Origin of the sequence: Sphingobium psychrophilum, from assembly GCF_012927105.1 — a bacterium.
GTDB lineage: Bacteria > Pseudomonadota > Alphaproteobacteria > Sphingomonadales > Sphingomonadaceae > Sphingobium > Sphingobium psychrophilum.
Window position 1 is genome coordinate 1 of the sequence record NZ_JABBFV010000009.1, and the last position, 26,264, is coordinate 26,264.

At 63.9% G+C, this 26,264-nt stretch carries 17 protein-coding genes, 1 tRNA gene and 1 pseudogene; 6 read left to right on the top strand and 13 right to left on the bottom strand.

Annotated features, from left to right (window positions below):
- A pseudogene (locus HHL08_RS13415) lies at nucleotides 1-92 on the top strand (IS5/IS1182 family transposase); the annotation flags it as partial.
- Between the two features lie 92 nt (nucleotides 93-184).
- Here the strand turns inward: HHL08_RS13415 and HHL08_RS13420 are convergent.
- Nucleotides 185-2,989: a TonB-dependent receptor gene (locus HHL08_RS13420; protein ID WP_169573671.1), complete on the bottom strand. Its 2,805-nt coding sequence runs from the start codon at nucleotides 2,987-2,989 to the stop codon at nucleotides 185-187.
- A gap of 336 nt (nucleotides 2,990-3,325) precedes the next feature.
- Between HHL08_RS13420 and HHL08_RS13425 the strand changes: the two genes are divergently transcribed.
- From HHL08_RS13425 to HHL08_RS13435, 3 genes are read left to right on the top strand one after another with little or no spacing between them, the layout of a single operon-like run.
- Entirely contained in the window at nucleotides 3,326-4,069 is a 744-nt protein-coding gene (locus tag HHL08_RS13425) for an ImuA family protein (RefSeq protein ID WP_169573672.1), read from the top strand.
- Nucleotides 3,969-5,507, top strand: a complete 1,539-nt coding sequence (locus tag HHL08_RS13430) for a Y-family DNA polymerase (protein WP_169573673.1) — start codon at nucleotides 3,969-3,971, stop codon at nucleotides 5,505-5,507. Before HHL08_RS13425 ends, HHL08_RS13430 begins: the two co-directional genes overlap by 101 nt.
- Nucleotides 5,504-8,713, top strand: coding sequence for an error-prone DNA polymerase (locus HHL08_RS13435; protein WP_169573674.1), 3,210 nt, complete (start codon nucleotides 5,504-5,506; stop codon nucleotides 8,711-8,713). Before HHL08_RS13430 ends, HHL08_RS13435 begins: the two co-directional genes overlap by 4 nt.
- A gap of 23 nt (nucleotides 8,714-8,736) precedes the next feature.
- Here HHL08_RS13435 and HHL08_RS13440 read toward each other — a convergent pair whose 3' ends face one another.
- Nucleotides 8,737-9,408, bottom strand: coding sequence for a spermidine synthase (locus HHL08_RS13440; RefSeq protein ID WP_169573675.1), 672 nt, complete (start codon nucleotides 9,406-9,408; stop codon nucleotides 8,737-8,739).
- A 168-nt stretch (nucleotides 9,409-9,576) separates the two neighbouring features.
- Between HHL08_RS13440 and HHL08_RS13445 the strand changes: the two genes are divergently transcribed.
- Nucleotides 9,577-10,026, top strand: coding sequence for a hypothetical protein (locus tag HHL08_RS13445; protein WP_169573676.1), 450 nt, complete (start codon nucleotides 9,577-9,579; stop codon nucleotides 10,024-10,026).
- Between the two features lie 27 nt (nucleotides 10,027-10,053).
- On the opposite strand, the gene HHL08_RS13450 is transcribed toward HHL08_RS13445, so the two are convergent.
- From HHL08_RS13450 to HHL08_RS13500, 11 genes are all read right to left on the bottom strand, one after another.
- On the bottom strand, nucleotides 10,054-13,533 hold the full coding sequence (locus HHL08_RS13450) for a DUF3857 domain-containing protein (protein WP_169573677.1): 3,480 nt from the start codon (nucleotides 13,531-13,533) through the stop codon (nucleotides 10,054-10,056).
- Between the two features lie 44 nt (nucleotides 13,534-13,577).
- On the bottom strand, nucleotides 13,578-15,416 hold the full coding sequence (locus tag HHL08_RS13455; RefSeq protein WP_169573678.1) for a carboxypeptidase regulatory-like domain-containing protein: 1,839 nt from the start codon (nucleotides 15,414-15,416) through the stop codon (nucleotides 13,578-13,580).
- Complete coding sequence (locus HHL08_RS13460; protein WP_169573679.1) at nucleotides 15,413-17,521, bottom strand: DUF4175 family protein; 2,109 nt, start codon at nucleotides 17,519-17,521, stop codon at nucleotides 15,413-15,415. The genes HHL08_RS13455 and HHL08_RS13460 overlap by 4 nt, the downstream gene beginning before the upstream one ends.
- Nucleotides 17,518-18,663, bottom strand: coding sequence for a BatA domain-containing protein (locus HHL08_RS13465; RefSeq protein ID WP_169573680.1), 1,146 nt, complete (start codon nucleotides 18,661-18,663; stop codon nucleotides 17,518-17,520). Before HHL08_RS13465 ends, HHL08_RS13460 begins: the two co-directional genes overlap by 4 nt.
- On the bottom strand, nucleotides 18,660-19,553 hold the full coding sequence (locus HHL08_RS13470) for a DUF58 domain-containing protein (RefSeq protein WP_169573681.1): 894 nt from the start codon (nucleotides 19,551-19,553) through the stop codon (nucleotides 18,660-18,662). Before HHL08_RS13470 ends, HHL08_RS13465 begins: the two co-directional genes overlap by 4 nt.
- A gap of 13 nt (nucleotides 19,554-19,566) precedes the next feature.
- Entirely contained in the window at nucleotides 19,567-20,556 is a 990-nt protein-coding gene (locus HHL08_RS13475; protein WP_169573682.1) for an AAA family ATPase, read from the bottom strand.
- 47 nt (nucleotides 20,557-20,603) lie between these two features.
- On the bottom strand, nucleotides 20,604-21,308 hold the full coding sequence (locus HHL08_RS13480) for a DUF4159 domain-containing protein (RefSeq protein WP_169573683.1): 705 nt from the start codon (nucleotides 21,306-21,308) through the stop codon (nucleotides 20,604-20,606).
- 16 nt (nucleotides 21,309-21,324) lie between these two features.
- Entirely contained in the window at nucleotides 21,325-22,659 is a 1,335-nt protein-coding gene (locus tag HHL08_RS13485; RefSeq protein ID WP_169573684.1) for a TldD/PmbA family protein, read from the bottom strand.
- A gap of 20 nt (nucleotides 22,660-22,679) precedes the next feature.
- On the bottom strand, nucleotides 22,680-24,314 hold the full coding sequence (locus HHL08_RS13490; RefSeq protein ID WP_169573685.1) for a TldD/PmbA family protein: 1,635 nt from the start codon (nucleotides 24,312-24,314) through the stop codon (nucleotides 22,680-22,682).
- Nucleotides 24,315-24,588: 274 nt separating this feature from the next.
- Nucleotides 24,589-24,665: transfer RNA gene (locus HHL08_RS13495), tRNA-Pro, on the bottom strand.
- A 117-nt stretch (nucleotides 24,666-24,782) separates the two neighbouring features.
- Complete coding sequence (locus HHL08_RS13500) at nucleotides 24,783-25,076, bottom strand: hypothetical protein (RefSeq protein WP_169573686.1); 294 nt, start codon at nucleotides 25,074-25,076, stop codon at nucleotides 24,783-24,785.
- A 141-nt stretch (nucleotides 25,077-25,217) separates the two neighbouring features.
- On the opposite strand from HHL08_RS13500, the gene thyA reads away from it, so the two are divergent.
- The gene (gene thyA, locus HHL08_RS13505) at nucleotides 25,218-26,165 is read left to right on the top strand and encodes a thymidylate synthase (RefSeq protein WP_169573687.1); all 948 of its coding nucleotides are present in this window, start codon (nucleotides 25,218-25,220) and stop codon (nucleotides 26,163-26,165) included.
- Nucleotides 26,166-26,264 lie beyond the last annotated feature (99 nt).

Below are 26,264 nucleotides of genomic sequence, written 5' to 3' on the forward strand. Positions count from 1 at the left end.
CCAAGGACTTTGAACAGACCATCGCATCGGCAACTGCGTGGCTGTTCATAGCTTCCATCCAGCTATTCGCGCGTCGCATCGCAAGACTATGAAATTTCATCGGATAATTATGAATCAGGCTCTAACCGATTTTTCGACACCTGTCATGCTTTTGGCCGGGCGCATCCGCGCCCGGCCAGCGGGATCAGAATTTCACCGACGCATTGACGAAGAAAGCGCGGCCATAGACGTCATAGGTCGACGGATAGGTGTTGGACTGTTCCTGGTTGTCGCCCAGGATCGGCGGCTTCTTGTTGAACATATTGTTCATGCCGATGGTCCAGCCGAAATTCTTCGTCACTTCTATCTGCGCGCCCAGGTCGAACAGATTATAGGCATTGATCTTCTCCACGCTATATTCGGTCGTATCGTCGTCATCCTTGACGCTCGACAGGTGGCGGTGGGTCAGCGACAAGGTCAGCGGCCCGCTGCTATAGGTGACGCGGTTGCTCAGGCGCAGTTTGGAATAGGGATTGCCGCAATAGATGCCGAACTTGCCCGCGCATTTCTGGGTCAGTTCCGGGATCGCCGCCAGCGGGTTGAGATCATATTGGATCAGCCGCGTGCCGGAAATGCGGAAATCCAGCTTGCCCGTCTTGGCGCCCAATATCCCGAAATTGAGCGGCACGCTGTAGCGCGCCTCGAAATCGACGCCCCGCGTCTTGAGCCCGCCGGTATTGGCCAGCAGGTTGACAGCCCCCTCGATCGCATAGCTGTTGGCGTTGCGCGGCAGCAGCGAACAGGCGCTGCTGTCATAGGGCGTCCAGCCATTGGCCGCCGTGCCATAGCAGGCGGCGATCAGGTTCGCGGTGCCGGGGGTGGAGATATAGTCGGCGATCTTGATCTGGTAATAATCGATCGTCATCGTGAAGCGCGGCAGGAAGCGGGGTTGCAGGATCACGCCCGCCGTCCAGGTGTCTGACGTTTCGACGCCCAGGTCGCTATTGCCGCCGCTATAGGACTGGATCTGCGTGCTGCCGCCGTTGAGCGACGTGCCCAGCAGCGCGGACGGCACACCGGCCGCAACGCAGCTTGACGTCAGATTGGCGTTGGTCAGTGCGGCGGCGTTTTCGCACGGGTCGTTCGCAGTCGGATAATCCTCCGACTGGCCCGAATAGAGATCCGCGACCGTGGGCGCGCGCACCGCACGGCTATATTGGCCGCGCAGCGTGATGTCCTGCACCGGCGCATAGATCAGGCCCGCCGAATAGGTGCTGACCGATTTGGCGGCGGTGGAATAGCGTGAGAAGCGATAGGCGCCGTTGAACGCCAGCTTGTGGACCAGCGGCATGTCCGCCAGCAGCGGCACGTCGATTTCGGCGAACAGCTCCTTCACATTATAGCCGCCCGACAGCCCTTCGCCCGCGTTGAAGCCGACGACGTCGCCTGACGAGAGCGCATAGTCGGGATCGTAGCTGCCATGTTCGCTGCGATATTCCGCGCCGAACGCGATTCCCGCAGGGCCAGCGCCCAGGTCGAACAGATTGCCGTTGGTGATCGCCAGGTTGGCAACCTGCTCGGTGATGGTGCTGACATTCTTCACCGGAATGGCGATGAACGCCGCGGCTTCGTCGCTGATATTGCCCGCGCCGAAGATGTTGAGCGGGACGCAGCCGTTGCTGGTGTCGGAACAGACCAGGTTTCCGTCGCTGTCATAGGTGGTGGCCAGCGCTTGCTCCACCCGGCTGCGCGATACGTTACCGGTTTGGGTTTCGACGGACTTGGTGCGCGCATAGCTGTAATAGCCGTCATAATTCCAGTCGCCCGCAACCTCCCCGCGCGCGCCGATGACCGTGCGATAGGCGGTGTTGTCGACGGACGAAAGGCGCGGCCCGACCTCGTTCATGCGGCGATAGATGGATGCGGTGGTATAGCCGTCGCCATCACTGTCCAGCCCCTGGAGCAGCGCCTGGGATGACGCGGACAGGAAACTGCTGTCATTGTCCAGTTCCACCGTGCCGGTGAAGGGCGTGGAGGCAAGCCGGTTCTTGACGCGGTTGTTGATGAACTGCCCCTCGGCATAGACGGTCAGGTGATCGCTGACTTCATAATGGGTCTGGGCGCTCAGCAGGATGCGCTTCTGGGGCACCTGCAGATAATTGTCGGGCGCATAATTGTAGGCGTCGGTGCCGGAATTATAGGCCGAATAGCTGCCGTCGCTCTCGAACTTGCGCTGAACGCCGCCGATTGCAAAGCGGGTGCCGGGGATGGAGCCGGAGCCGCCGGCCGCCAAGCCGCCGTCGCCATCGTCGGTGTAGGCTTGTTTGGTATAGCTTCGCCCGGCCTGCAACACGCCGCCGCGCTTGGTATAGTCGATATAGAAGGTCGCATTGCCCCGGCCGTCCGCGAAATTGCCGCCCAGCAGCAGGTTGGTGTTGAACGTGCCGCCATCGCCCGCCTGATTGATGCGGTAATTGGCGTTGGCTTCCACGCCTTCGAAATTCTGCTTCATGACGAAGTTGATGACGCCGGCGATCGCATCGGACCCATAGACCGCCGACCGGCCACCGGTAACGACCTGCACCTGATCGATTAGGCCAGCCGGAATGGTGTTGAGGTCGACGACCTGGTTCGAATCATAGTAGACATAGCGGCGGCCATTGACCAGCACGAGCGTCCGGGTGGAGCCAAGGCCACGCAGGTCGGCCGTCGATACGCCGCCACCCGGATTGTTGGATGCGGCCGTTGTGCTGGGGATCAGTTGCGGCAGATCGTTGATGATCGCCTCAACATTCACCTTGCCGCTCAGCTTAAGTTCCTGGCTGCCGATGACCGCGATGGGCGACGCTTGTTGCAGGTCGGGACGGGCGATGCGCGATCCGGTGACGACGATCGTCTCGGCGGGCGCGGCGCTGTCTTCCGGTGCGCCGCTCTGGGCCAGGGCCGGGGTCGACAGGCCGAGCAGGACCGTCGACGCCAGGAGGCGCCTGCAAAATTCAGCCGATGTCATGATATGCTCCCTTCGATGCACTCTATGCGACCCGTGCAGTTTTATCGTGGCTGCATCGAGTTGATGGGATGAATGTGCCTTGGCGTGGCGCATATCGTCAATATTGCGCTTTTGTTAAACAGCGGCTTTTCAGGCAATGTGTCTTTTTAGAAACAAGAATTTCGTAATATTACTATCAATGTCGTAATATTACGATAATTTCATCATGTTTCAAATTGATACTATCTATCTATCATTGTCGGGCGGTTGGAAAATCGTCCTTTCCTCGCACTCTTTCGATGCTGGACGAACGCTCGCATATGGAACATAAAGAGAACATAGCGAGTGATTCTAGATATGACAGCCAATGGTCCCATCAGCAGCGCGCGTCCGGCAGGACGGCATGCGCCCGAAGCGCAAGCGTCCTGTCCGGCGCTTGAGCAGGGACATTTGCATGAAATTCACAGCCAGGCTGAGGACCGGGCTGCCGCCTTGGCCTTTGCCCTGACGCAAGGGCCGCTGGCCGGCGCAGGTGCGATCTTTGCCCTGCGTACACCGCGTCGGCAACGCCTGCCGACGCTCTTTTCGGGCGACGGACTGGCGTTGCTGGGTATCCAGCCCGGTCGCCTGACGATCGTGGAGACAAGGACTGAGGTCGATATGCTGCGCGCCGGGCTGGAGGCGGCGCGCTGTCCGGGCGTGGTGGCGGTGCTGATGGAAAGCGAGGGGCGGTTTGTCGACTATGACCTGACCGCCAGCCGCCGGCTGGTGCTGGCGGCGGAAGCCTCCGGCGCGTGCATATTATTGCTGCGAGGCGATGCAGAACCGCGATCGAGCGGCGCGCAGACCCGCTGGACCATCAAAAGCGCGCCCTCCGTCGCATTGGAGGCGGATGCCCCCGGATGGCCGGCGATCGAGGCCGAATTGCTCCGCTGTCGTGGTGGCCTTGCGGGCGGACGCTGGCGGCTGACATGGGATAATGAAGGTGGATGTTTCAGGGATGCAGACGGACAAGCGCCTTTGCCTGGCGCTGTGGTTCCCTTTTCTCGCCTGCGAACGGATGCGGGCGACGATGGGGACGAGCAGCGACAGGTCGCTTGATGGCGTAGCGCCCGAACCTCTGGCACTCGTGGCGCGGGTCGGCAGTGCGCTGCGGTTGGCGGCGGTGGACAGGCAGGCCGTCGAACAGGGGCTGGCTGCGGGCATGACGCTGGCCGATGCGCGGGCGCGCTGTCCGACACTCGTCACGCGCCCGGCCGATCCGGTCGCCGATGCGCAGGCGTTGGACCATTTGCTGGAGGCGATGCGGCATTTTACCCCCATGGTCGCGCTGGATGCGCCGAATGGCCTCATCCTTGATATCAGCGGTTGCAGCCATCTGTTCGGCGGTCCCAAGGCCCTTGCGCAACAGGCGCGGGCCATAGCCGGCTATGCCAGTCGCCATGCCTTTGGTCCCAACGCCATGGCGGCCCGTGCGCTCGCCCGACATGGCGGGAGTGGCGGCGATGTGGCAGCATTGCCGGTCGCGGCGCTTGAACTGGACGATGGCGGACTGGCTGCGCTGCGCCGGGCCGGCCTGCGCAGTATCGGCGATCTGGCGCAGCGCCCGATGGGTATGATCGCCGCCCGCTTTGGCGAACAGGCGGTCACCCGGCTGCGCCAGATATTGGGCGAAGCGCCCAGTCCGATCGCGCCGCGCCGTCCCTCCGCCCCGATCCGGGCCGAGGCGCGCTTCCCCGAACCGATCGCCCGGACCGAGGATGTCATGGACGTGATCGAGGATCTGCTGGATCAGGCCGCCCGGCAGATGGAAGCGCGCAAGCTGGGCGGCCGGCGTTTCGTCATCCGTTTGTTGCGCAGCGATGGCGCGCGGCAGGGGCTGGCGATCGAAACCGGACAGCCGGTGCGCGATCCCGCCGCCGTGCTGCGCCTGTTGCGTGAGCGGATCGACACGATGGCGGACCCGCTCGATCCCGGCTTCGGCTTCGACGCTGTGTTGCTGGCGGTGCCGCGGGTCGAGCCGCTGGCCGAACGGCAACAGGCGATGGACGGGGAGGCGCAGGCGGCGGAGGAGGGCATCGTCGCGCTCGTCGATCGGCTCGGCATCCGCCTTGGCCCGGATAATGTGCGCCGTCTCCAGCCCTGCGACCGGCACCTGCCCGAAGGCGCGCAACGGCTGCTCCCGGCGACGCAGTCCCGGCAACAGCTCTGGCCGACAGAAGAGGATCGTCCGCCTCGTCCGTTGCTGCTGTTCGACCCGCCCCAACCGGTTGCGGTGATCGCCGGCGTGCCCGATGGCCCGCCGCAGCGCTTTCGCTGGCGTGACCGCCTGCATGAAGTGCGGCTGGCCGAAGGACCGGAACGGATCGCGGCGGAATGGTGGCGCAGACGGGCCGGGCATCAGCCGGGCGGGGCAGGCAAGACGCGCGATTATTATCGGATCGAGGATAGTGACGGGCGACGCTACTGGATGTTCCGCCATGGCCTGTTCGGCGAAGAGACGGAGATACGCTGGTATCTGCACGGCCTGTTCGCATGAGCGACTTTGCGGAGGTGGTGGCCGCCACCAATTTCAGCTTCCTGCGGGGTGCGTCCCATCCCGCCGCCATGGTGCAGCAGGCCGCGCATCTGGGCATGACCGGCATCGGCATCGCCGACCGCAATACGGTGGCGGGCGTGGTCCGGGCGCATCAGGCGCTCAAGGATTTGCGGCCGTTGGGCGTCACCATGCGCCTGATCGTCGGGGCACGGCTGGTCTTTGCCGATGGCACGCCGGACATCGTGGCCTATCCCCGCACCCGTTTCGGCTGGGGCCGGCTGACCCGGTTGCTGACACTGGGCAATCTCCGCGCGATCAAGGGGACATGTGAACTCAATCTGTCGGACCTGATCGATCATGCGCAGGACATGGCGTTGATCGCGATGGACGATGACGCAGCGCTGCTGGCGCAATTGCGGGCGCTTACCCCGTATCTCTGGCTCGCCGCCACGATGGGGCGATCCGGGCGCGACGCACGGATGCTGGCCCGGCGCAGGATGCTTGGCGCACAATGCGGCGTGCCGTTGATCGCCACCAATGACGCCCTCTATGCGGAGGCGGAGGACCGGCCGATGCAGGATGTGCTGACCTGCATCCGCGAAGGGCTGACGATCCAGACGGCGGGCCGCCGCCTTGCTCCCAATGCCGAGCGCCACCTGAAAACCCCCGCCGAAATGGCACGGCTGTTCGCCGCCTGCCCGCAGGCGATCGCCGCGACGCAGGACTTGCTCGGCTGCATCGATTTCAACCTGGACCAACTGGTCTATGAATATCCGCATGAGCCGGTGCCGGAGGGCTGGGCACCGCAGGACTGGCTCGAACATCTGGTTGAGGAAAAGGCGAAGGCGCGCTTTCCCGACGAATTGCCGCCCGCCTATCGGAACGTGCTGAATGACGAGTTCCGCCTGATCCGCCTCAAAAACTACGCTTATTATTTCCTGACTGTCCACGACATCGTAGCCTATGCCCGCAGCCTCGATCCGCCGATCCTGTGTCAGGGGCGGGGGTCTGCCGCCAACTCCCTGGTCTGCTATCTGCTGGGCGTTACCCCAATCGACCCGGTCGAGCAGAAGCTGCTCTTTTCCCGCTTCCTGACCGAAGCGCGCGACGAGCCGCCCGACATCGATGTCGATTTCGAACATGAGCGGCGCGAGGAGGTGATGCAATATATCTACCGCCGATACGGACGTGATCGCGCCGGCATCGCCGCGACCGTCATCCGTTACCGCCAGCGCAGCGCTCTGCGCGAGGTCGGCAAGGCGCTTGGCCTGACCGAGGATGTGACGGCGCGCCTTTCCGGCACCGTCTGGGGCAGTTGGAGCGGGGATCAGGAAGTGCCTGAAGCCCGACTGGCCCAAGCCGGCTTCGATCCCGCCAATCCCGAACTCGCCCGTCTGCGCGACATGGCTAGCCGATTGCTCGAATATCCCCGCCACCTGTCGCAGCATGTCGGCGGCTTCGTGCTGAGCCAGGGGCGCTTGGACGAACTGGTGCCGATCCACAATGCCGCCATGCCCGACCGCACCTTCATCGAATGGGACAAGGATGATCTCAACACGCTGAAACTGATGAAGGTCGATGTGCTGGCGCTCGGCATGTTGACTGCGATCCGCAAGAGTTTCGACCTGATGCGCCTGCATGGCCTGGGCGACCTGAAGTTGGAGACGGTGCCGCTTGAAGACCCCGCAACCTACGCCATGCTGCAAAAGGGCGACAGCATCGGCACCTTCCAGGTCGAAAGCCGTGCCCAGATTTCCATGCTGCCGCGCATGAAGCCCAAGGAGTTGTACGACCTCGTCATCCAGGTCGCGATCGTGCGGCCCGGCCCGATCCAGGGTGGCATGGTCCATCCGTATTTGCGACGGCGAGCGGGGGAGGAGGCAGAAGCCTATCCGGGGCCTGCGGACAATCCCTTCGAACTGAAGGAGGTGCTGGAAAAGACCAAGGGCGTACCACTGTTTCAAGAGCAGGCGATGCGGCTGGCGATCGTGGCCGCCAAATTCACGCCGGCGGAAGCGGACGGCCTTCGCCGATCCATGGCGACCTTCCGCAATCGCGGGACGATGGGCTATTGGCAGGACAAGTTCATCGGCGGCATGACTGCGCGCGGCTATCCGCTCGAGTTTGCCGAGCGCTGTTTCGAACAGATCAAGGGCTTCGGCGAATATGGTTTCCCCGAAAGCCATGCGCAGGCGTTCGGCTGGCTCGCCTATGTCTCCTCCTGGCTGAAATGCCATTACCCCGCCGTCTTCACCTGCGCGCTGCTCAACAGCCAGCCGATGGGCTTTTACGCCCCCGCGCAATTGGTCCGCGATGCGCAGCAACATGGCGTGGAAGTGCGGCCGATCGATGTGCAGGCGAGCGACTGGTATAGCAGTCTGGAAGGGGAGAGAGTGCTGCGCCTTGGCCTCAAGCAGATTGATGGATTCCGCGAAGAATGGGCCAAGGCGCTAATCGCAGCACGGCATGAAAGCGCCCTGCGCGACATGGAGGATATTGCTCGCCGCGCCGGGATGCCCGCGCGCGCCCTGCATCTGCTGGCGGACGCCGACGCGCTCCAATCGATCGGCCGCAGCCGTCGCGAAGCGGGGTGGGACGCGCGTCGAGTGCCGCCGGCCCAGTTGCCCCTCTTCGCCGCGCAGGATTTGCCCGAACTCGGCAGCGAAGCCGATCCGATGCTGCCAGCCATGCCGTTGGCCGAAGAGGTCGCCATCGATTACCAGACCCACAGGCTGTCGTTAAAGGGGCATCCGATGCAGTTTCTGCGCGACCATTTCAACAGACGCGGCGTCATCGACTGCGCATCGGTCAATAGCGCCAAAGATGGTGCGAAAGTGAAGGTGGCAGGCGTGGTCCTGATCCGCCAGCGGCCGGGCAAGGGCAATGCGGTTTTCATCACGATCGAGGATGAAAGCGGCATCGTCAACGCCCTGCTATGGGCGCGTGAGATGGAGAAGCAGCGGCGCGCGGTGATGGCGGCTCGCCTTATGCTGATCGAAGGCGAAGTCCAGCGCAGCAAGGAAAATGTTGTCCATCTGATGGTCGATCGCGTCACCGACGCCAGCCGCGCGCTGGACTGGTTGCAGGAACAGCCGATGATGCGTGGGGATGAAGTTACGCATCCGGTCCAAGCGCGTGCTGCCCCATCGCCGCGCAGGCATCCCAGGGACGTGCGGATATTGCCGCGATCACGGGATTTCCATTAAGGGTCGAAACGGACTAGGACCGGTTATCGCTTCCGCGCAAACCAGATGACATGGCGCGGCCCCTTGCCATTGTCGCGCGCCTTGACCGCGACCTCGTCTACCTCGAAGCCCGCATTGCGCAGGCGTCGGGTAAAGGGATCGTCCGATCCCGCCGACCACACCGCCAATATCCCGCCAGACTTCAGCGCCGCTTTGGCGACTGCCAGCCCGCTGGCGGAATAGAGCCGATCGTTCGCTGCGGCGGTCAGGCCGTCAGGGCCATTGTCGACATCCAGAAGGATCGCGTCGTAGGTCGCCTGGCCCGCCGCGATCACCGGCACGACATCATCGATCAGCAGTTCGACGCGGGGATCGTCCAGGCATCCGGCCATCAGATCGGCCATCGGCCCGCGCGCCCATTCGATGATCTTGGGCACCAGTTCGGCCACGGTAACGCGCGCCGATCCGTCGAGCACGCCCAGTGCCGCGCGCAGGGTGAAGCCCATGCCATAGCCGCCGACCAGCAGATGCGGTGCCTTGCGCCCCTGCAATCGTTCGATCGTCATCAGCGCCAGCTGCTTTTCCGATCCGCTCATCCGACTGCTCATCAACTCGTTGCGGTCGAGCACGATCATATGATCGGCGCCGCGCCGATAGAGTTTCAGTTCCTGCCCGCCCGGCACCTGCGCCGAATCCAGATATTCCCGCGGGATCATGATCGCTTCCTTCCATCTGCCGCACGCCATTCGTCGCGCCATTTATCCCATGGGTGCCACGCGCGACGCGCATGGCAGCTTGGCATCCGTCACGCAAATGCTACAGGCACCTGCAACCCTGCGTCACCCCCTTCGACGCCCTCTCACTGGCAGGCAGTTTTTCCTTTCATGCGGTATTTCCTCGACACCGAATTCAACGGCTTTGGCGGCACGCTGATCAGCGTCGCACTGGTTCCCGAACATGGTGACCAGGAATTTTATGTAACGCTGCCGCTGCCCGAGGAGATCGAACCCTGGGTGGAAAAGCATGTCATCCCCTATCTGCGCCATGTCCCGCCCGGCATCGATCTGCAACTGGGCCGGGTCGAAGCCGCCGACCATGTGGCCGCCTATCTCGAAGGGGACAGCGATCCGATCATTATCGCCGACTGGCCGGAGGATCTGTCGCATTTCTGCGCCCTGCTGGTGACCGGGCCGGGCAAGATGGCGGGCGTGGACTTCGGGCTGCGGCTGGAACTCATCAACGCCGCCGGTTTCAGCGCAGCCGCCAACAGCCGTGTGCCGCACAATGCCCTGCACGATGCGCGGGCGCTGCGCGACTTTTACATGGCCGACTGAAGAAACCCTAAGCCCGCCGGAACCCGGTCAGAAATCGCCCCAATAGGCCTTGCTGCCGGCGAAATCGACTACGCGGCCATATTCGCTGAACTTAGCCTTCACCGCCGGGGCGGCGCGCGCCGCAGCCATCACCTGCTCCAGCTTTGCGTCGAAGCGCGATGGCGCAGGCTGCACCTTGAACCGCGTGAACAGGCCCAGCGCGGCGGCACGATCCTCCGGCTTGTCCAGCCGTTCGATCAGCAATTTTTCGATCATCGGCTGGTCGCCACGACATGCCGCAGCCATGGTGACCGCCGATTTATTATCGTCGCGGCCGGTAACGAGCTTTTCTTCCACGGCCTTGGCCTCTTCGCCGCGATTGAGGTTGCGCAGCGCGCAGGCCTTGCCAGCCCATATCCACATCTTGCCGAACATGCTGGCATGGGTGGCATAATTGTCTTCCGCCTCGGTCAGCGCCGCCAGCGCCTGTTCCGGCCTGTCGCCATGGTTGAACATCTCCGCCCGATTGATGACCTGGGACACCAAGGTCGGATATTGGTCGACGCCCAACGCCATCAGCCCGTCCATCTGCGCGATGGCATCGTCCGTCCTGCCCGCGTCCGCCAGCGCATAGGCATATTCGTTGACGAACCAGAAGGCGGTGTCGCCCGTCGCTTCGATCTTGTCCTTGCGCGCGGCCAACAGCTTGCCCGCTGCTATGGCTTCCGGCGCCTTGCCGGCAGTGCGCAGCGCCTGGATCAACCCGGTCGCGGCGCCGAATTCGTCCGGCGCCTTGGCTACTGTCGCTTTGGCGGTGACGATAGCCTGCTCGATGTTCTTGGCAAAGCCATCCGCCTGCCCCTTCGCCAGGTCCGGCCAGATCGCCTGATAGCGTTTGTCCATCGCCAGGCTCGCCAATGTATCGGCCGATGGTTGCAGCGCGATCAGCTTGCGCGCCTCGGCCACATTGCCGCGTTGCAATTGCCCCTGGATCGCACAGCCCAGCATGCTGACGCCTTCCACCGTGCGCGGTTCCATATGCCAACCGCTGCCGGCCAGAAGGATGCACAGTTCATGACGCGCATTTTGCCGCTGTTCTTCGGGCAGCGTGCGTATCCGCTGCTGCATGAACCGCATCCAGTCCATGTCGAAATTCTGGATAAGCGCAGGCTGGGCCGCCTGCGCGACCTTCATCGTCTTGAACAAGGCGGCGGGTTCGTCGCTATTCAGCTGAATGGCCATCAGGGTGCGCATCATGTCCGCATTGCCCTGATATTGTTCCAGGCTGGACAGCAAAGCCGCCTTGGAAGGCGCATTGCGGCCAAGCCCTGCCAGGATCAGCCCTTTCAAGCCATCGAGCAGGCCGGCAATGGCGGACGGGCGCGGCGGCTTTTCGGCCAGTTGGTTGGCGATAGACAGGGCTTCGACCTTCGACGCCTGATCCGTTTTCTCGCCCATCAGGGCGACGATCCGGTCCAGTTCGACGCGATAGGGCTGCATGTCCGCGGGGTCGATTGCGCCCATCGTGGCGGACGGACGGGAGGATTTGTCGATGAAGAAGCGCAGACCGCTCTCATCGCCGATCTTGTCGCTGATGGCATAGACTGTGGCGGCCTGCGCGGCTGGGACGACATTGTTGTCGTCATTGATCAGGCGATAGGCGATGCGGACGCCATCGCCGTCGCGCACCGACTTGCGGGAAAAGACCAGGCCGTCGGCCTTCATCTCAATATCGTCCGGCGCCCACAGGCGGCGATCCCTGGCATGGACCTCGATCAGCTGGCTACGGTCGATATTGGCGGACAGATAGAGCGGTTGCGTACGCGGTCCGGCCTGCTTGGCAGGCACCAGATTGCTGATGGCATAGGCGTTGGTGTTAAGATCCGACAGGATCTTGCCCTTGTCGAACTCAGTCTTGGATAGGCTGTAATCCTCCCCCAGTACGACGATATTGGCGTCCCGGTCGTCGCTGATCGCCAGCGTCTTGGACTCGGTCAGCCCAGGAAAGCGCTTCTGGTAGAATTCCAGGTTGCCGCGCGCCATCTGCGCCGCCGACTGCGACGCCAGCCGACCGCGCATCCAGTCCGCCATGCCACCGCTATAGCGCGTCTCGACATGCAATGTCATCGCGACCGGCGCGGCTTCGTCCACATCGAACCGCTCGATCACGTCCATCTTCCCGGCGCGGGCGGCATAGCCTTCCATTTTCTCCAGCGCCTGCTGGCCGTCGCGGATCGGCAGCGCATAACCCAGATTGGAGGGCGTGATGTTCAGGCCCCGACCGCCGCGATGGGTCGCGGTTGGATCAATCCACAGCGTCTGGGCGTCGATCGCCACCCGCACGATTACATGATCGAACATCAGGGGCGACGCCAGCCGGTCAGGCAAGTCGCGGCCCGGCCTGGTCGACACCAGCGCCGGCACCGCGCCGATCCCCAGCCGTCGCAGCGCCACGGCCAGCAACAGGCTCTTGTCCTTGCAGTCGCCATAGCCGCGCTCTAGCACCAGCCTGGGCCGGCGCGGCACATAGGAGCCTTCACCTAACTCCTCGCCGACATAGCGAATATTGTCCTGAATATAGCGGCTGACCTCGGTCAGTCGGTCCTGCGCCTTGGGCCATCGTTTGGCGATGTCGGCCAGCGACCGTTCGAAATCGGGTGTCAGGCTTTCATCGCCCGCATAAAGCGGCGTTGCCCAACGCGCGACCGTCGCCCAATCGGCCATGGTCGATATGTCGATACGGCCATATTGGGGGTGCCATGCGGGCACGTCATCCTCGCCCGGACCGAATGGCCGGTCGCGGCCGACCCATTCCCAGGCGGTCATGTCGCCCTGCTTCTGCTGGGTGAAGGCGATGTCGCTATTGGCAGCCTTGAACCGCAGCGGCTGGCTGGCGGGCCAGATGAAACGGATCGCGCGCAATCCCAGAGGCTCGGTGAAACGATCGGTGAAGCTGGCGAAATAGTGGCCGGGCCACAAGGCGGTGCGGACATGCTGAGTCATGCCATAATCGACAATGTCGCCAACCCGCACATCCTTCAGCGTGGCGATGGCCTTTAATGTTCCGCTGATGATGCCATCGTCCAGATCGTCTTCGCGCTCGACCACGCGAAAGCTGGCGTCTGAAGTGCGGTCGATCACCTTGCCGTCGCGGATGATATGGACGAAATTCAGGGCGACCGTTTCAAATGCCGGGTTATAACTGGTGGATATGCGCCCCGTTTCTTCCAGGCCGCTGCGATCGACCACCTTGGTCGCTATGCGATAATAGCTGTCATAGCCTTGCGCCGTGCCGCGTACCTGCCAGTCGGTCAGTAGGTAGGCGACGCCGTCCTCCGCATGCGCCAACTGATCAGGCTTGATATCGGGCAGGGTGCGGACGGCCAGCCAGTCCGGGCTTGTTTCGCGCAAGACGACGGGTGCCTGGGACGTCTGTGCCGCAACCGGAGCAATCGACGTTACGGACAGCGCCGTGGCTGACGCGGACAGCAAAAGCAGACAACCACCGGTCGCCGACAGAAATCGCATGGAAAATCGCCCCCAATTTCAGGCATCACAGCCCTGCATCCTTGCTATGGCGCAGCAGAGGCAGTTGCAAGCGCAGGCTCTGCCTGGCCTGACGAAAGGGTGACGCGGCGACCCACGCGCGACCGCTCCAGCCACCATAGCAGCGCGCTCGCTACCAACCATGCCACCCAGAAGGGCCACGCCGATCCAGAACCGCCGGTCGTCACCGCTACGGCTGGCGCACCGGGGGTAGTGGTCGACCGCATCGCCATCGCCTGCCGGTCACGCGCAGCGCGCATTGTCGGCAATGCGTCGTGCGACTGAACATAGAAGGGGCGAAGCGCGTCCTTCACGCGCAACTGATGCCAGCCAGCCCTTGCAGGCCAGAACGCGCCGCATCCCGCCACCGGTGCAAGTCTGGTCTGCGCGCTGTCGGTATTTTCTACTTGTCCGTCGCTACCAATATCGCACAGCGCCATCCGTTCGCCCGCCCAAAGGATGCCGGGGATCATGTGGCTGGATGGCGCAGGTCGCGCGACCGCCGTCAGCAGCCCATTCCACCAGTCGCCATAGAGATCGCGGCGACCGGTCAGGGTCAGGACATAGCTGTCGATGCCGGTGAACAGCGCGACCCGCCCGATGCCGATCGCCCGCCACGCACCCAGCGTTGCGCCACCTGCATCCTGAAGCATGGGCACGGCCTCGCCGCCGCCGGGCGTCAGGCCCAGGCGGCCGACATCGGGCGCAAAGTCTTCGGGCAAGGCCATGTCCACCGGCGCTTCGTCGCTGCCAATGCCATGGCGAGTGCGGGCAACGGCTTCATCGGACGCATTGGGCAACGCCAGCGGTGCCACGCCACCCGGACCGCTCAGGCCAAAGCCCAGAGCCTGCCATTGCGATCGCGTCACGCCGTCGATCGCACCGCCCGCGCGCAACACCAGCCCCAAGCCGCCGCGCACGGCGGCGATCAGCGGGCCGCGCAGTCCCGCCCATGCGCGATCATCGACGATGGCCACATCGAACCGGCGCAATCCGGCGGCATCCAGCGCCACCGGCGCGTCGCCAAGCGCGATCCCGCCGCCCGCACTCATTTGCGTCGTCACGTCGAATCCTGCGTCGCTCGCCCAGCGTCGCAGATATTTGGCCTCCGGCCCCGGCGCGCCTGCCAAGATCAACAGCCGGGGGCGGGTGCTGTCCGTCACCCAGACCGGGACGTCGGCCTGCTCGATCAGGCGCTTGTCCTTGCGCGCGCGCAGCGTGAAGTTAACGGCCCCCGCCGCCCGCGCGGTTCCGGCCAGCAGGAAATGCCCGTCCCGGTCGGCCGAACCGCTGTCGGTAACGCGGCCCGCCGGATCGATGAGTTCGACCGTTGCTTCGCTCAGTCCGGCCAGCGTTCCGCCCACGACGAAACGGCCGCCTGCCGGCGCCGTTGGCGGCGGCGTCAGATTGAGGATGCCTGGCCGGAGCGGCGGCGAATCGAACTCTACAGCCACCTGCCGCGCGGCATCGATATCGCGTGGGCCAAGGCCTTTGCCCAGCACGGTGATCGTTCTGACGCCCGGATGCCGCCGCAGCGCGGTGGCCAGATCGGGCGTCGCTTCGCCGCCACCGATCGCAGGCGCTTCGGGCAGCAGGATGAGTGGCGCGCCATCGACAGCGGCCGCAAGGCGCGACGTTCCGGCCGTCGCGATCCGCAGGTCGGTCGGGCCGCCGCCCACCATGGGCGGGAACAGGGCGTAATAGAGCAGCGCCGACACCAGCGGTTGGAGCAACATCAACAATGCCAGTCGGACAGGCGAAGCCTGGCCCGTCCTTCGCCCGCGACTATGCCATAATGAAAGTCGCACCCAGGCGAGAAACGTCGCAAAGCCCAGGATCAGCATAACCGCCCATTGAATCGTCATGGCGTTCCCCCGATCGCACCCAGATAGCGCGCGCCGCCCGCATCGGCCGGGCGACGTCGGGCAGGGCGCGCAAGCGGTCGCTCCATCGCGGTCCATAGTTGCGCGCGCAATCGGGCGCGACAGGCCATGCAGGCGGGATCGCTGCGCACGCTATCGATCGCACCCAGCAGCGCCAGCGCGTCGGGCAGCCGTCCGGCATTGGTCCGCGTCCAGTCCTCCAAAGCATCCAGCGCGATTGGCCCACGGATCGCATCCGGCCCTTCGCCCAACGCCCGCCATGCAGCGGCGGCAGGGCCATCGCGTCCCTCCACTGGAGCGAGGGCAAGCGTGCGGCTCGCCAATCCCTCGCGCTTGCCGGTCATGCGTCGGGTCGCGTCGATCGGCGGCAGTTCCGGGCCGACCCGCGACAGGAAAATGCGGGTCGCCTGTTGCACCTCCTTGATGAAACGCAGCGCCTTGTAAGCGAAGGGCAGGGCCAGGTCGGGGCGGCCCTGCTTCAATTCCCGTTCGGATTGCCACATTTCATCGACCGCCTGTTTCAGGATCGCGCGGGTTTCAGGATCAAGGCTGGAGGCGGGGCTATCGTCATGGGGATGGCCGAAATCGCCCAGCACATCCTCCGGCGCGCCAAAGCCGGTGCTGGGCTGCTTGGGCGGCCCGCCATGGTCGTGGCCGTCGCCCTCCTGATGGCCGTCTGCGGTCGGCAATGCCGGTTCGCCTTCCTCCTCGCCACCCAGAAACTGACTGTAGCGGCCGCGCAATATCTGCTGGTCGCCGCCGATCGACGCCGATCGGGTGACATAGCGGTCCAACGCCATACCGCGCTTCTGTTTGATGAGCGCCTCTGCATCGATGATGATCTGCCGCTGGCTGCGGAAATAGGCGGGCAGGGTGGTGTTCACCATGCCCTCCATACCGCCGCTTTCCGGCTCTTTGGTCGACGGCCAGCGCAGGATCATGCTGGGGCCGCGTACCTCCTGCGGCGTGGGGGAGCGATTGTCGCGCACGATCAACTGCACCACCATGTCGCCGCCCGCGACGAAGCCGAAGCTGGAAAAATCGAGCCGCGGCGCAAAGCGGCGATCGCGCGCCGGGCCGCTGCCCGTCAGGGCGATTTCCCGTTCGCTGAAGGTCACATTCTCACCCTCGCCGATCGCCAGAGTCACGCGCAGCCGGGCGGTGGCGGCGACGCCATAATCGTCGGTCGCGGCGAAGACCGGGGTCCAACTGCGCTGACCCGCCGTGACCATGGACAGGCTGGCGGTCGGCGACAGCGCCTTTACCTGGGGCGGGGCGTCGGCGATCGCGTCTATCCGGTGAAGCGGCGGGGTCGGGCCGCGTGCCGTGGCAGGATCTACCCGATAGAGGAAGGAGGCATCGAGCGTTCGGCTGGCGATCCATGTTTCACCGTCGCGCCGCAGGGATAGCGGTTGGCCAGCGAGCATCGCCAGGACGGCGTTGCTTGGCTGTGGATCGAACCGCAGCGTCCATTCCAGTCGTGCCCCTCGTGGCGCGCGGGCATCGAGCGAGGCGGAATCACGCACCGATAGGCCGGTATAGGACGGCGGAATGATCCGCAGATTTTGTGCAACCAGGCGCGGGATGCCGGGGCGGGCGGGCAAGCCTTCTTGGGCCGGCGCGAGCATGGGCGGCCCTTCGCCGGGGCGTGGACAGAGCAGGGCGGCGATGATCAGCGTAGCGGCCATGATGCTAACAGCCAGCAGCGTGCGACGCGACCAGCCGGGCCTTAGATCGTCAGGCGCACCCTGATCGATCCGCGCCGCGATGCGCGTGTGCTGGAGCGCTTGCAAGGGGGCAAGCGGAGCATCCTCGGCGAACAGCAGCGCGCTGCTATCCTCCAGTTCCGGGCGGCTATTGTCGAGGCTGCGGACTAGCCAGGCCCGATCGAAACGGGCGGCGCGCCGACGGGCGATAAGAATGGCCATGGCGCTGCCAATCGCAACTATCAGCAGCGCGATGACCGGTCCCCCCCCGCGCCAGCCGACCACGCCCCCAGCGATCAGCAATGGCATCGCCATCGCCAGCGTATCGGCCAATGCCCTGCGGCGGGCGGGAGCGATCCAATGCGCGAGCAGCCCGGTCATGGCGCGATGCTCCGGCCGCGGCGCGTCGCCATCCAGCGCTCGACCAGCAGCAACAGCGCAATCAGCAGGGCCAGCCAGGGCCGCAAAGACTGCGGCGGCTGGTCATAGGTGCGCCCGCCCGTCAGCGGCGCATAATCGGCGGCAGCGACGCGGGCAGGCGGTATCGGTGGGGCCAATAACGCGCGCAATTGAGCAGGAAAATCCGCGTCGAGCAATATGGGCATCTGCGCGGGCGTCATCGCGCGGGTGAAATGCAGTAAGCGTCCTTTGCCCATCGGCCGCGCCTCTGCCAGCGGTGTGCCCAGATCGTCGCGCCAGACGGGCAGGGCAGGGCGACCATCGGGCAAGCGCGCATCGCTCACCGCCAGCACCGTGCCACCTTCGTTCACCCAGCGGAGGACGTCGTCCGGCAAGGTGCCGCCAGCCAGCCAGAGCAATATCCGTCGCTGGTCGGGCAGCGGGGCGTCGGTGCCGGCGGTGTCGATATCCGCCTTCCGTCCTGCCGGCTGCCATGCCAATGCGGCGGCGCGGATGTAGCGCAGCGGACCGCGATTATCGGTATCGAAGCGAACGGACAGGGGCGGTGGTGACACAAGCTTGGCCTCTGATGCCGCCACCGTGCCGTCTGTAATCCGCCACGTTACCTTGCGCGACAGGCGCAGGCGATCGGCGTCCGCCCCGTCTATGACAGTTGGCGTGATGATGGTCAGCGGCGTTCCAGTCGGCAATTCCGCGTCGATCTGCCGTATCAGGCTGGCAATCGGCAGCGGCCCCGCAGGCTGTGGCGTGTCGATCGCCGGAAACCCCGGCGCGATCCAGTGGAGGCGGCTGTTCTTGAACGTCGCAGCATCAAATTGCGCGCCCGGCACCACGGCGACGTAGGAGCTGCGGTCGGCCGCACCGAACAGCACAGGCTGCGCCAGCCATAGCGCCGCCAGTGCGAGCAGTATGAGCCGCACCAACAGCAACGGCCATTCGTCGAAACGTAGCCGGGAGCGCGGTTTCGGTTTCTGTCGCAGCCAGCGCAGCGCCGCGAAATCGGTCGGCAACTGCTCGCTCTTGCGCGCGATATGAATGATCAGCGGCACGATCAGCGCAAAAAGCGCGGTCAGCGCCGCCGGGAAGAGCAATCCCACGCTCATGCATAGTCCGCCGCGCCATGGGCGGAAAAGAGGCGGCGCAGCGGCAGGTCGATCGGTTCGTCCAGCACATAGGCGGCATGGCGAATGCCGACGCCGTCCAGTCGCGCATGGAGCGCAGCGCGGGCCTGCCCGAAGCGAGCAATGAACCCGGCGCGCAGCGCCGCGCCGTCCCCCAGCAATTGCTCGCCCGTTTCGGGATCGCGAAACCGATAGCCGCCGTCGAAGGGGAAATCCCGTTCGGCGACGGTCAGCATCTCTATCACCAGAGTCTCCCGCCCCGCGGCGGCCAGCTTTTCCGCCAGCGCCACCGCGCCATCATCGAAACAGTCGCTCAGCAGGATGACCAGGTCGTGCGCCCCGATCCGTTCCCAGACCGGCCCCAGTTGGGCCTCCGCCGCGAAGCCGCGCGCGGGATGCACGGTCAGCAGGTCGAGCAGTAGCCGGTCGCGATGGCGCGCGCCGGTCGCGGGCGGCAGCAGCGTCATCCCTTCGTCGCACAGCGCCATGAAGCCGAAACGATCGCCCTGTTTCAGGGCGAGTTCGGCGATGGCGGCGGTGATGCCCTTGGCCGCGTCGAGGCGGCGATAATGTGGGCGTGGGGCGTCGGCCTGGCCCATCGAGGCGCTGGCGTCGATCAATATCCACACAGCGACAGGGCTTTCGCGCTCGGCTTCGCGCACGAAGAATTTGTCCGACCGGGCGTAGAGCTTCCAGTCGATCTGTCGCAGTTCGTCGCCCGGTTCATAGGCGCGATATTGGGCGAATTCCAGGCCGGCCCCCCGGCTGTGACTTTGATGCAGGCCAAGGCCATGCGACCCCACCGCCCGGCGCGTGACAAGCCGCAGGCCGCGAAGGCGGCTGCGCACGTCAGGTGGAATCAGGTCGGTCATCGCCGGAACAGGTTCAGGCGAGCGGGACGGCGCGGACCAGGGCGGCGACCACATCATCGGCGCTGCGCCCTTCGGCCTCGGCGGCGAAGGACAGCAGCAGGCGATGGCGCATGACCGGCGCGGCGAGCGCGGCGATATCCTCGCGCGTCGCGGCCAGGCGACCATGCAGCAGCGCGCGCGCCTTGGCGCACAGGATCAGCGACTGGCCGGCACGCGGCCCCGCGCCCCATTTCACATATTTACGGATATCCTCCGGCGCGTCGTCGCCGGGGCGGCTGGCCCGCACGATCCGCGTCACCCAATGGAGCAGGTCGTCGCTGAAATGCACGTCGCGCACCAACCGTTGCAGCGCCAGCACCTCCTCGCCGTCCATCACCATCGGCACCACGCCCGCTTTGGTCCCCGTGGTCTGGGCCAGGATCGCGCGTTCCTCCTCCTCGGTCGGATAATCCACGCGGACATGCAGGAGGAAGCGGTCGAGCTGCGCTTCGGGCAGGGGGTAGGTGCCGGCCTGCTCCAGCGGGTTCTGCGTTGCCAGCACAAAGAAGGGGGCGGGCAGCTTATGCGTTACGCCGCCATAGCTGACCGTCTTTTCCTGCATCGCCTCCAGCAGCGCCGCCTGCGTCTTGGGCGGTGTGCGGTTGAGTTCGTCGGCCAGCAGCAGGTTGGTGAAGACCGGGCCTTGCTGGAAACGGAAGCTGCGATGGCCGGTGCCATGGTCCTCCTCCAGCAATTCCGTGCCCAATATATCGCTGGGCATAAGATCGGGGGTGAACTGGACGCGGCGGAAATCGAGCTTCAGCGCGTCGCCCAGCGACCGCACAAGCAGCGTTTTGCCCAGGCCCGGAACGCCTTCCAGCAGGCAATGCCCGCCAGCCAGCAGGCCGATCAGCAATTGCTCCACCACCTCCGCCTGCCCGACGATCGCCTGCCCGATCGCGGAGCGCAATGCGGTCAATCGCGCAAGACGGATCTGGATTTCGGCTTCGGTGATTTCGGTCATGTCATGTCCCTTGCTGGACGAAAGGCGGGAATGGGGAGGGGCGCTCGTCACACTGACAGGGCGTACATGACGATGTTGACCGCGAACTTGGTATTATCCTCGGCAAGGAAGCGCTTGTTGCGCCAGTCATAATCCCACTCGCAGCCATAATCCTTGTTGCTGTACAGAATGCCCAATCGGCCGTTCACCTCTATCCCCTTGAGATAGTCGTGAACCAGGTCGTCGCCCCAGCCATTGAGTTCCAGCCCGGTGTTGGGTGGGCCGTCATCGAATTTGAAGAAGCTGCGATATAGGCCATGGCTCTTGGGCAAGGTCTTCAATGCCTTTGGCCCGAAGATCTTCGCCATCTGCGCTTCGAAGGACCGGGCGAACAGGCCGTCGATGTCATGGTTGCAATCATCCACCATGACGAACCCGCCATTGCGGACATAGCGTTCGAAATTGCGGCGTTCGGCCGCTGAAAATTCAACCAGCTTGTGCCCTGCCAAATAGCAGAAGGGCGCAGTCAGCATCTTGGGGTCCGACAGGGCGATGACATGCTCCTTCGGGTCAACGCGCAGCGTCGTATAGTCGATCAGCGACGTGACGATGTTCGATGGAGTGCGCTGGTCCACATCCCAGTCTCCGCTATCGTAGCGCAGGCGCGTGAACCAGAAGTCGTAGCCAGCCGCAGCGGAGGCGGCGAGCGGCCGGGCCAGCAACGCGCTGGCCAGACCACCCGCCATCAACCGAAGAAAGTCGCTGCGCGTCATGCCGTGCGGGTCAGCCTCACACCGCGTCCGACAGCGACGTGAAGGTGAAGTCGCGCAGCTTCATCGGCGGAATGACCATCGGCGAATCCGCTTCGTCGCCCTTCACCCGCACGGGTTTGCCGAGTTCTTCGACATTGTTCAGCATGATGACCGGGCTTTCGTTGAAACGGAAATTCTTCACCGGATATTTGATCTGGCCATTTTCGATATAGAAGGTGCCGTCGCGGGTCAGGCCGGTCAGCAGCACCGTCTGCGGGTCCACCATGCGGATATACCAGGTGCGCGAAACCAATATGCCGCGCTCGGTGGTGCGGACAAGGTCCGCGGTCGACTTGGTGCCGCCTTCCATGATGATGTTGCCGAACTGCGCCTGCTGCGCCTTGCCCTGCTTCTGCGCCCAGAAACGGCTATAGTTCATATTCATCAGCTTGCCGTTCTGGATGATCGGCAGCTTTGCGCGTGGCACGCCATCCTCGTCCCAGGGCAGCACCGCTGCGCCGGGATAGGCCGGGTCGGTGAACATCGTGACCTGCGGGCCATAGACTTGTTCGCCCAGCTTGTTGCCGCCGCCCTTTTTCGACAGGAAACTGCGGCCTTCGTCCGCCGATCGCGCGTCGAAGAAGAAGAACATGAATTGGATCAGGCCAGCCGCGGCGGCCGGTTCCAGAATGACGGTATATTTGCCCGGCTCCAGCGCTTTCGCTTCGGCAGACGCGCTCGCCTTGCGCATGGCGACGCGGATATCCTCGCCTGCGCTGAACGTCGCCACATCCTGCACATTATGGCCTACCCAGCCGGACCCGCGTCCGTCTTCGGTGCGGACGGTGCAGGTGTAATCCGCGCTGGTCGATGTCTGATACCCGTAATTGCCCTTGCTGTTCAGGAAGGCGACAAAGCCCGCCTGATCCTCCAGATAGCCTGCCGCTATCAGCTTTTCGGCGCGGCACGGCCCGATGGAATCGGTGGCGACCTTGGCGCGGTAATTGGCGTCGATCCCGGCCGTCGATGCGCTGAACGTGTCGGTGGGCTTGTAGGTCTGTTTCGTCACCGCTGGCATGAATTCCGGATTTTCCGGCGCCAGCTTCGCCAGTTCCTCCGCCCGGCGCACCACGCGCTCCAGCGCGGCATCGTCGAACTGGTTGATGGTCGCGGTGCCGATCCGCTTGCCGAACGCGACCTGCACGGCCAGTTCGATATTGTCGGTGATGCCCGCGGTGGACACGTCATTGCGCGCGAAGCGCACATTGCCGCGGATCGCCCCGGTCAGTTGCGCGGTACATTCGTCCGCCTTGGAAAAGCCCACGACCTTGGTCAGGATCGCCTTGGCCTGTGCTTCGGAAAGGATGCTCATGTCTTTGTCTCCCTAACCGATCAGCCGAGCGAACGGGCGGTGTTGATGACGTTGATGCCGTTGAAACGCGCGGTCGATGATCCGTGCGACACGGCCGAAACCTGGGCCGGCTGGCCCTTGCCGTCGAAGAAGGAGCCGCCCAGGCGATAATCGCTGGCATCGCAGACCCCGGCGCAGCCGTTCCAGAATTCCGGCGTGCGGATCTGGTAGGCGACGTCCTCGATCTGCTGGGTGATCTTGCCCTGCTTGATCTCGTAGAAAAGCTGGCCGCCAAACTGGGCGTTGTAGCGCTGCTGGTCGATCGAGAAGCTGCCGTCGCCGATGATGTAGATGCCGTCTTCGACATTGGAAATCATGTCGGCGACGCTCAGCTTGGCCTTGCCCGGTTCCAGCGACACGTTGGCCATGCGCTGAAACTGGACGTTGGACCAGCTATCGGCATAGGCGCAGCCGTCCGACGCGGTCTTGCCCTCGATATAGGCCTGGTCGCGGATCGCCTGATAGCCGACCAACTTGCCGTCGCGGATAAGATCCCATTTCTTGGTCTTCACGCCTTCGTCGTCATAGGACACGGCGCCCAGGCTGCCCGGCTGCGTCTTGTCGGCGACGATGTTCACCTTGTCGCTGCCATATTGGAAATTGGCCTTAAGCTTGTCCATCGTCGCGAAGCTGGTGCCAGCATAATTGGCCTCATAGCCCAGCACACGGTCCAGTTCGAGCGGATGGCCGACCGATTCATGGATCGTCAGCCATGTGTGCGACGGGTCGAGCACCAGATCATATTTGCCCGGCTTGACCGAGGGCGCCTTGATCTTCGCCATCGCCTGCTTGGCGGCGGCGACGGCATCTTCCTTCATGTCGTAGGACTGGCCATAGACGATGACGCCATTGGGCAGAACGGTCTTGCCCGACGCTGCGCCGTCCAGATATTCATAGCCCAGCCCCATGGGGGCCGACAGGCCTTCGCGCACGCGGAACTTGCCGCTCGCCTTGTCGACGGCGGTGACTTCCATCGGCGCCCAGATGCGGTGGACGTCCTGATCGATATAGCTGCCGTCGGTGCTGGCGAAATATTTCTGCTCGTTCACCAGGAACAGGATGGAGCGGATGAAGCTGGCCCCGGCATCCAGCGCCGCGGCGTTCACGCCCATCAGCAGGTCGACCTTGTCCTTGATCGGCACGGTCATGCTGTTCTTGACGATCGGCGTGCGCCAGCTGACCTCGCCCACGCCCGTCACAGGGGCAAGTTGGACCGGCGCGCTCTGCCCCGGCGCATTGGCCTTGGCGATGGCGACGGCTTGGCTCGCGGCCTTGGCGACCGCTTCCTTGGTCATTTCATTGGTCGCGGCAAAGCCCCAGGCGCCGTTCGCGATCACGCGGATACCAACGCCGGTCGATTCGGTGTTCACCACATTTTCGACATTGCGTTCACGGGTGATGACGAACTGGCGCAGGTATCGGCCCACGCGCACATCGCAATAGGATGCGCCGGCGCTTTTGGCCGCATTCATCGCGGCGTCGGCCAGTGCCTTCTTCACTGCCACGTCGATGGCGCTGTTCAATTCTTCGGCGGCAATCACCTTGCCGAACATGGAGGGGAGGACGAGTCCTCCTACGCCCACGGCCCCAAAGGCCAGAAAATCGCGTCTGTGCAAGGCTTGTCTCCCGCCTGACTATGCCCGCAGGACGCGGGTCGGATTATATTCGGATCATGGTTTGCAGCCATATCGGCTCGATAAGACGGATCATCGCCGTCCAGACGGGCGGGGTCAAACATCTTTTACGGATGCATAAAAAGGAGCGGGATGCTTTCGACAGATGACATCTGTCGAAAAATACTGGTCGCCAAAAGACGCGGAGACACGACAAATCGGCGGAGAAGGCTATGCCATCCCGCTGATATATCGTCATATCTGACTATGAATTATGTGGTCGGGGAAAGAGGATTCGAACCTCCGGCCCCTGCCTCCCGAAGACAGTGCTCTACCAGGCTGAGCTATTCCCCGACCGATGCCGAAGCCGCTTTGTAGGCGGCCCCGTAAGGCAGGAGTGCGCCTATAGAGGGGGCGTTCGGGACTGGCAAGCGGGCAATGACGCTTTTTTTGCAGTCCCCATAGCGGTCGTTACAGAAGCCCCGCCGCGCGGAAGCTGAAGCGCATTTCGCCCGCGTGGATGACATGGTCGGCCAGCATCATGTCCAGCGGGCGCAGGCTGCGCGCGACGGTTCGCGTCAGGGCGACATCGCGCCAGCAGGGCAGGGGCGACATATGGATGTCGCGCCGCTGGATCAGCGCGACCCAGCTGCCTTCGTCTCTCAGCAGGTGATATAGCAGGCCATGCCAGTCCTGCCGCAGCGTCAGCAGGCGTTGCGGTCGCCATTCGCCATCCAGAATCGCGAGCGCCAGTTGGTCCGTCATGCCTACAGGATGCCGTGACCGTTGGCGTGCGGGCAGCGGAACATGAACCCTTTTGGACGGTGATTGCGTATCTCGGTCCGATTGGCGCGGCCGTCATCCTGAGCTAGAGCGTCTGACGACATCCATCCGCAGGAAACCATCTTGACCGATACGCTCTCTTCGTCCGCGCCCCATTATGAGCAGCAATATCTGGACCTGATGCGGCATATCTGGTGCCATGGCGACGAGCGGGTCGATCGCACCGGGGTCGGCACCCGGTCAATATTGGGCGCGACGATGCGATTTTCGCTGGCGAACGATGCGGTGCCGCTGCTGACGACCAAGCGGGTCTATTGGAAGGTCGCGGCGCGCGAAATGCTGTGGTTCCTGACCGGCGACACCAATATTCGCGAACTGGTGCGGCAAGGCGTACACATTTGGACCGACTGGCCGCTCGACGCCTATCGCAAGGTGACGGGCGAGGACATTGATCGTGACACGTTCGAGATGCGAATCGTCGGAGATGATGACTTCGCCCGGCAATGGGGCGACCTTGGCCCGGTCTATGGCGCGCAATGGGTAAACTGGCCGCGCTACGAGTCGGTCGGCGACGGGCTGTATCGCAAGGCGGACAAGGGGCACAACCAGATCGCCGATTTGGTGCAGGCGATCCGCACGACGCCCGGTTCGCGCCGCCTGTTGTTCACGGGCTGGAACGTCGCCGAAGTGGGGCAGATGGCGCTGCCGCCCTGCCACATGACCTATCAGTTCCAAGTGTCGAACGGAAAGCTCAACGGCCTGCTGTTCCAGCGCAGTTGCGACCTGGGCCTCGGCTTCGCCTTTAACATTTTCGGCCTGTCGATGATCACCCGGATGCTGGCGCAGCAATGCGATCTGGAGCCGGGCGAAGTGGTCTGGCAGGGCGGTGACGTCCATCTCTACCTGAACCATGCCGCGCTGGTGGAAGAGCAGATGAACCGAATGCCGTCCGGCACACCCAAATTGCGGATCAATCGGCGGCCTTCGACTATTTTCGATTATCGAATCGAGGATTTCGACGTCCTCGATTATGCGCCGCAAGCCCATATTTCCGCGCCGGTCGCAGTCTGAAGAGACAACGAACTGGACAGTTGTAACGGAAATTTGGGTCAGCAAGGCTTGCCTTTTGCGGCGTTGAAATATAATATCTGCTTTAAGCAATATTATTGC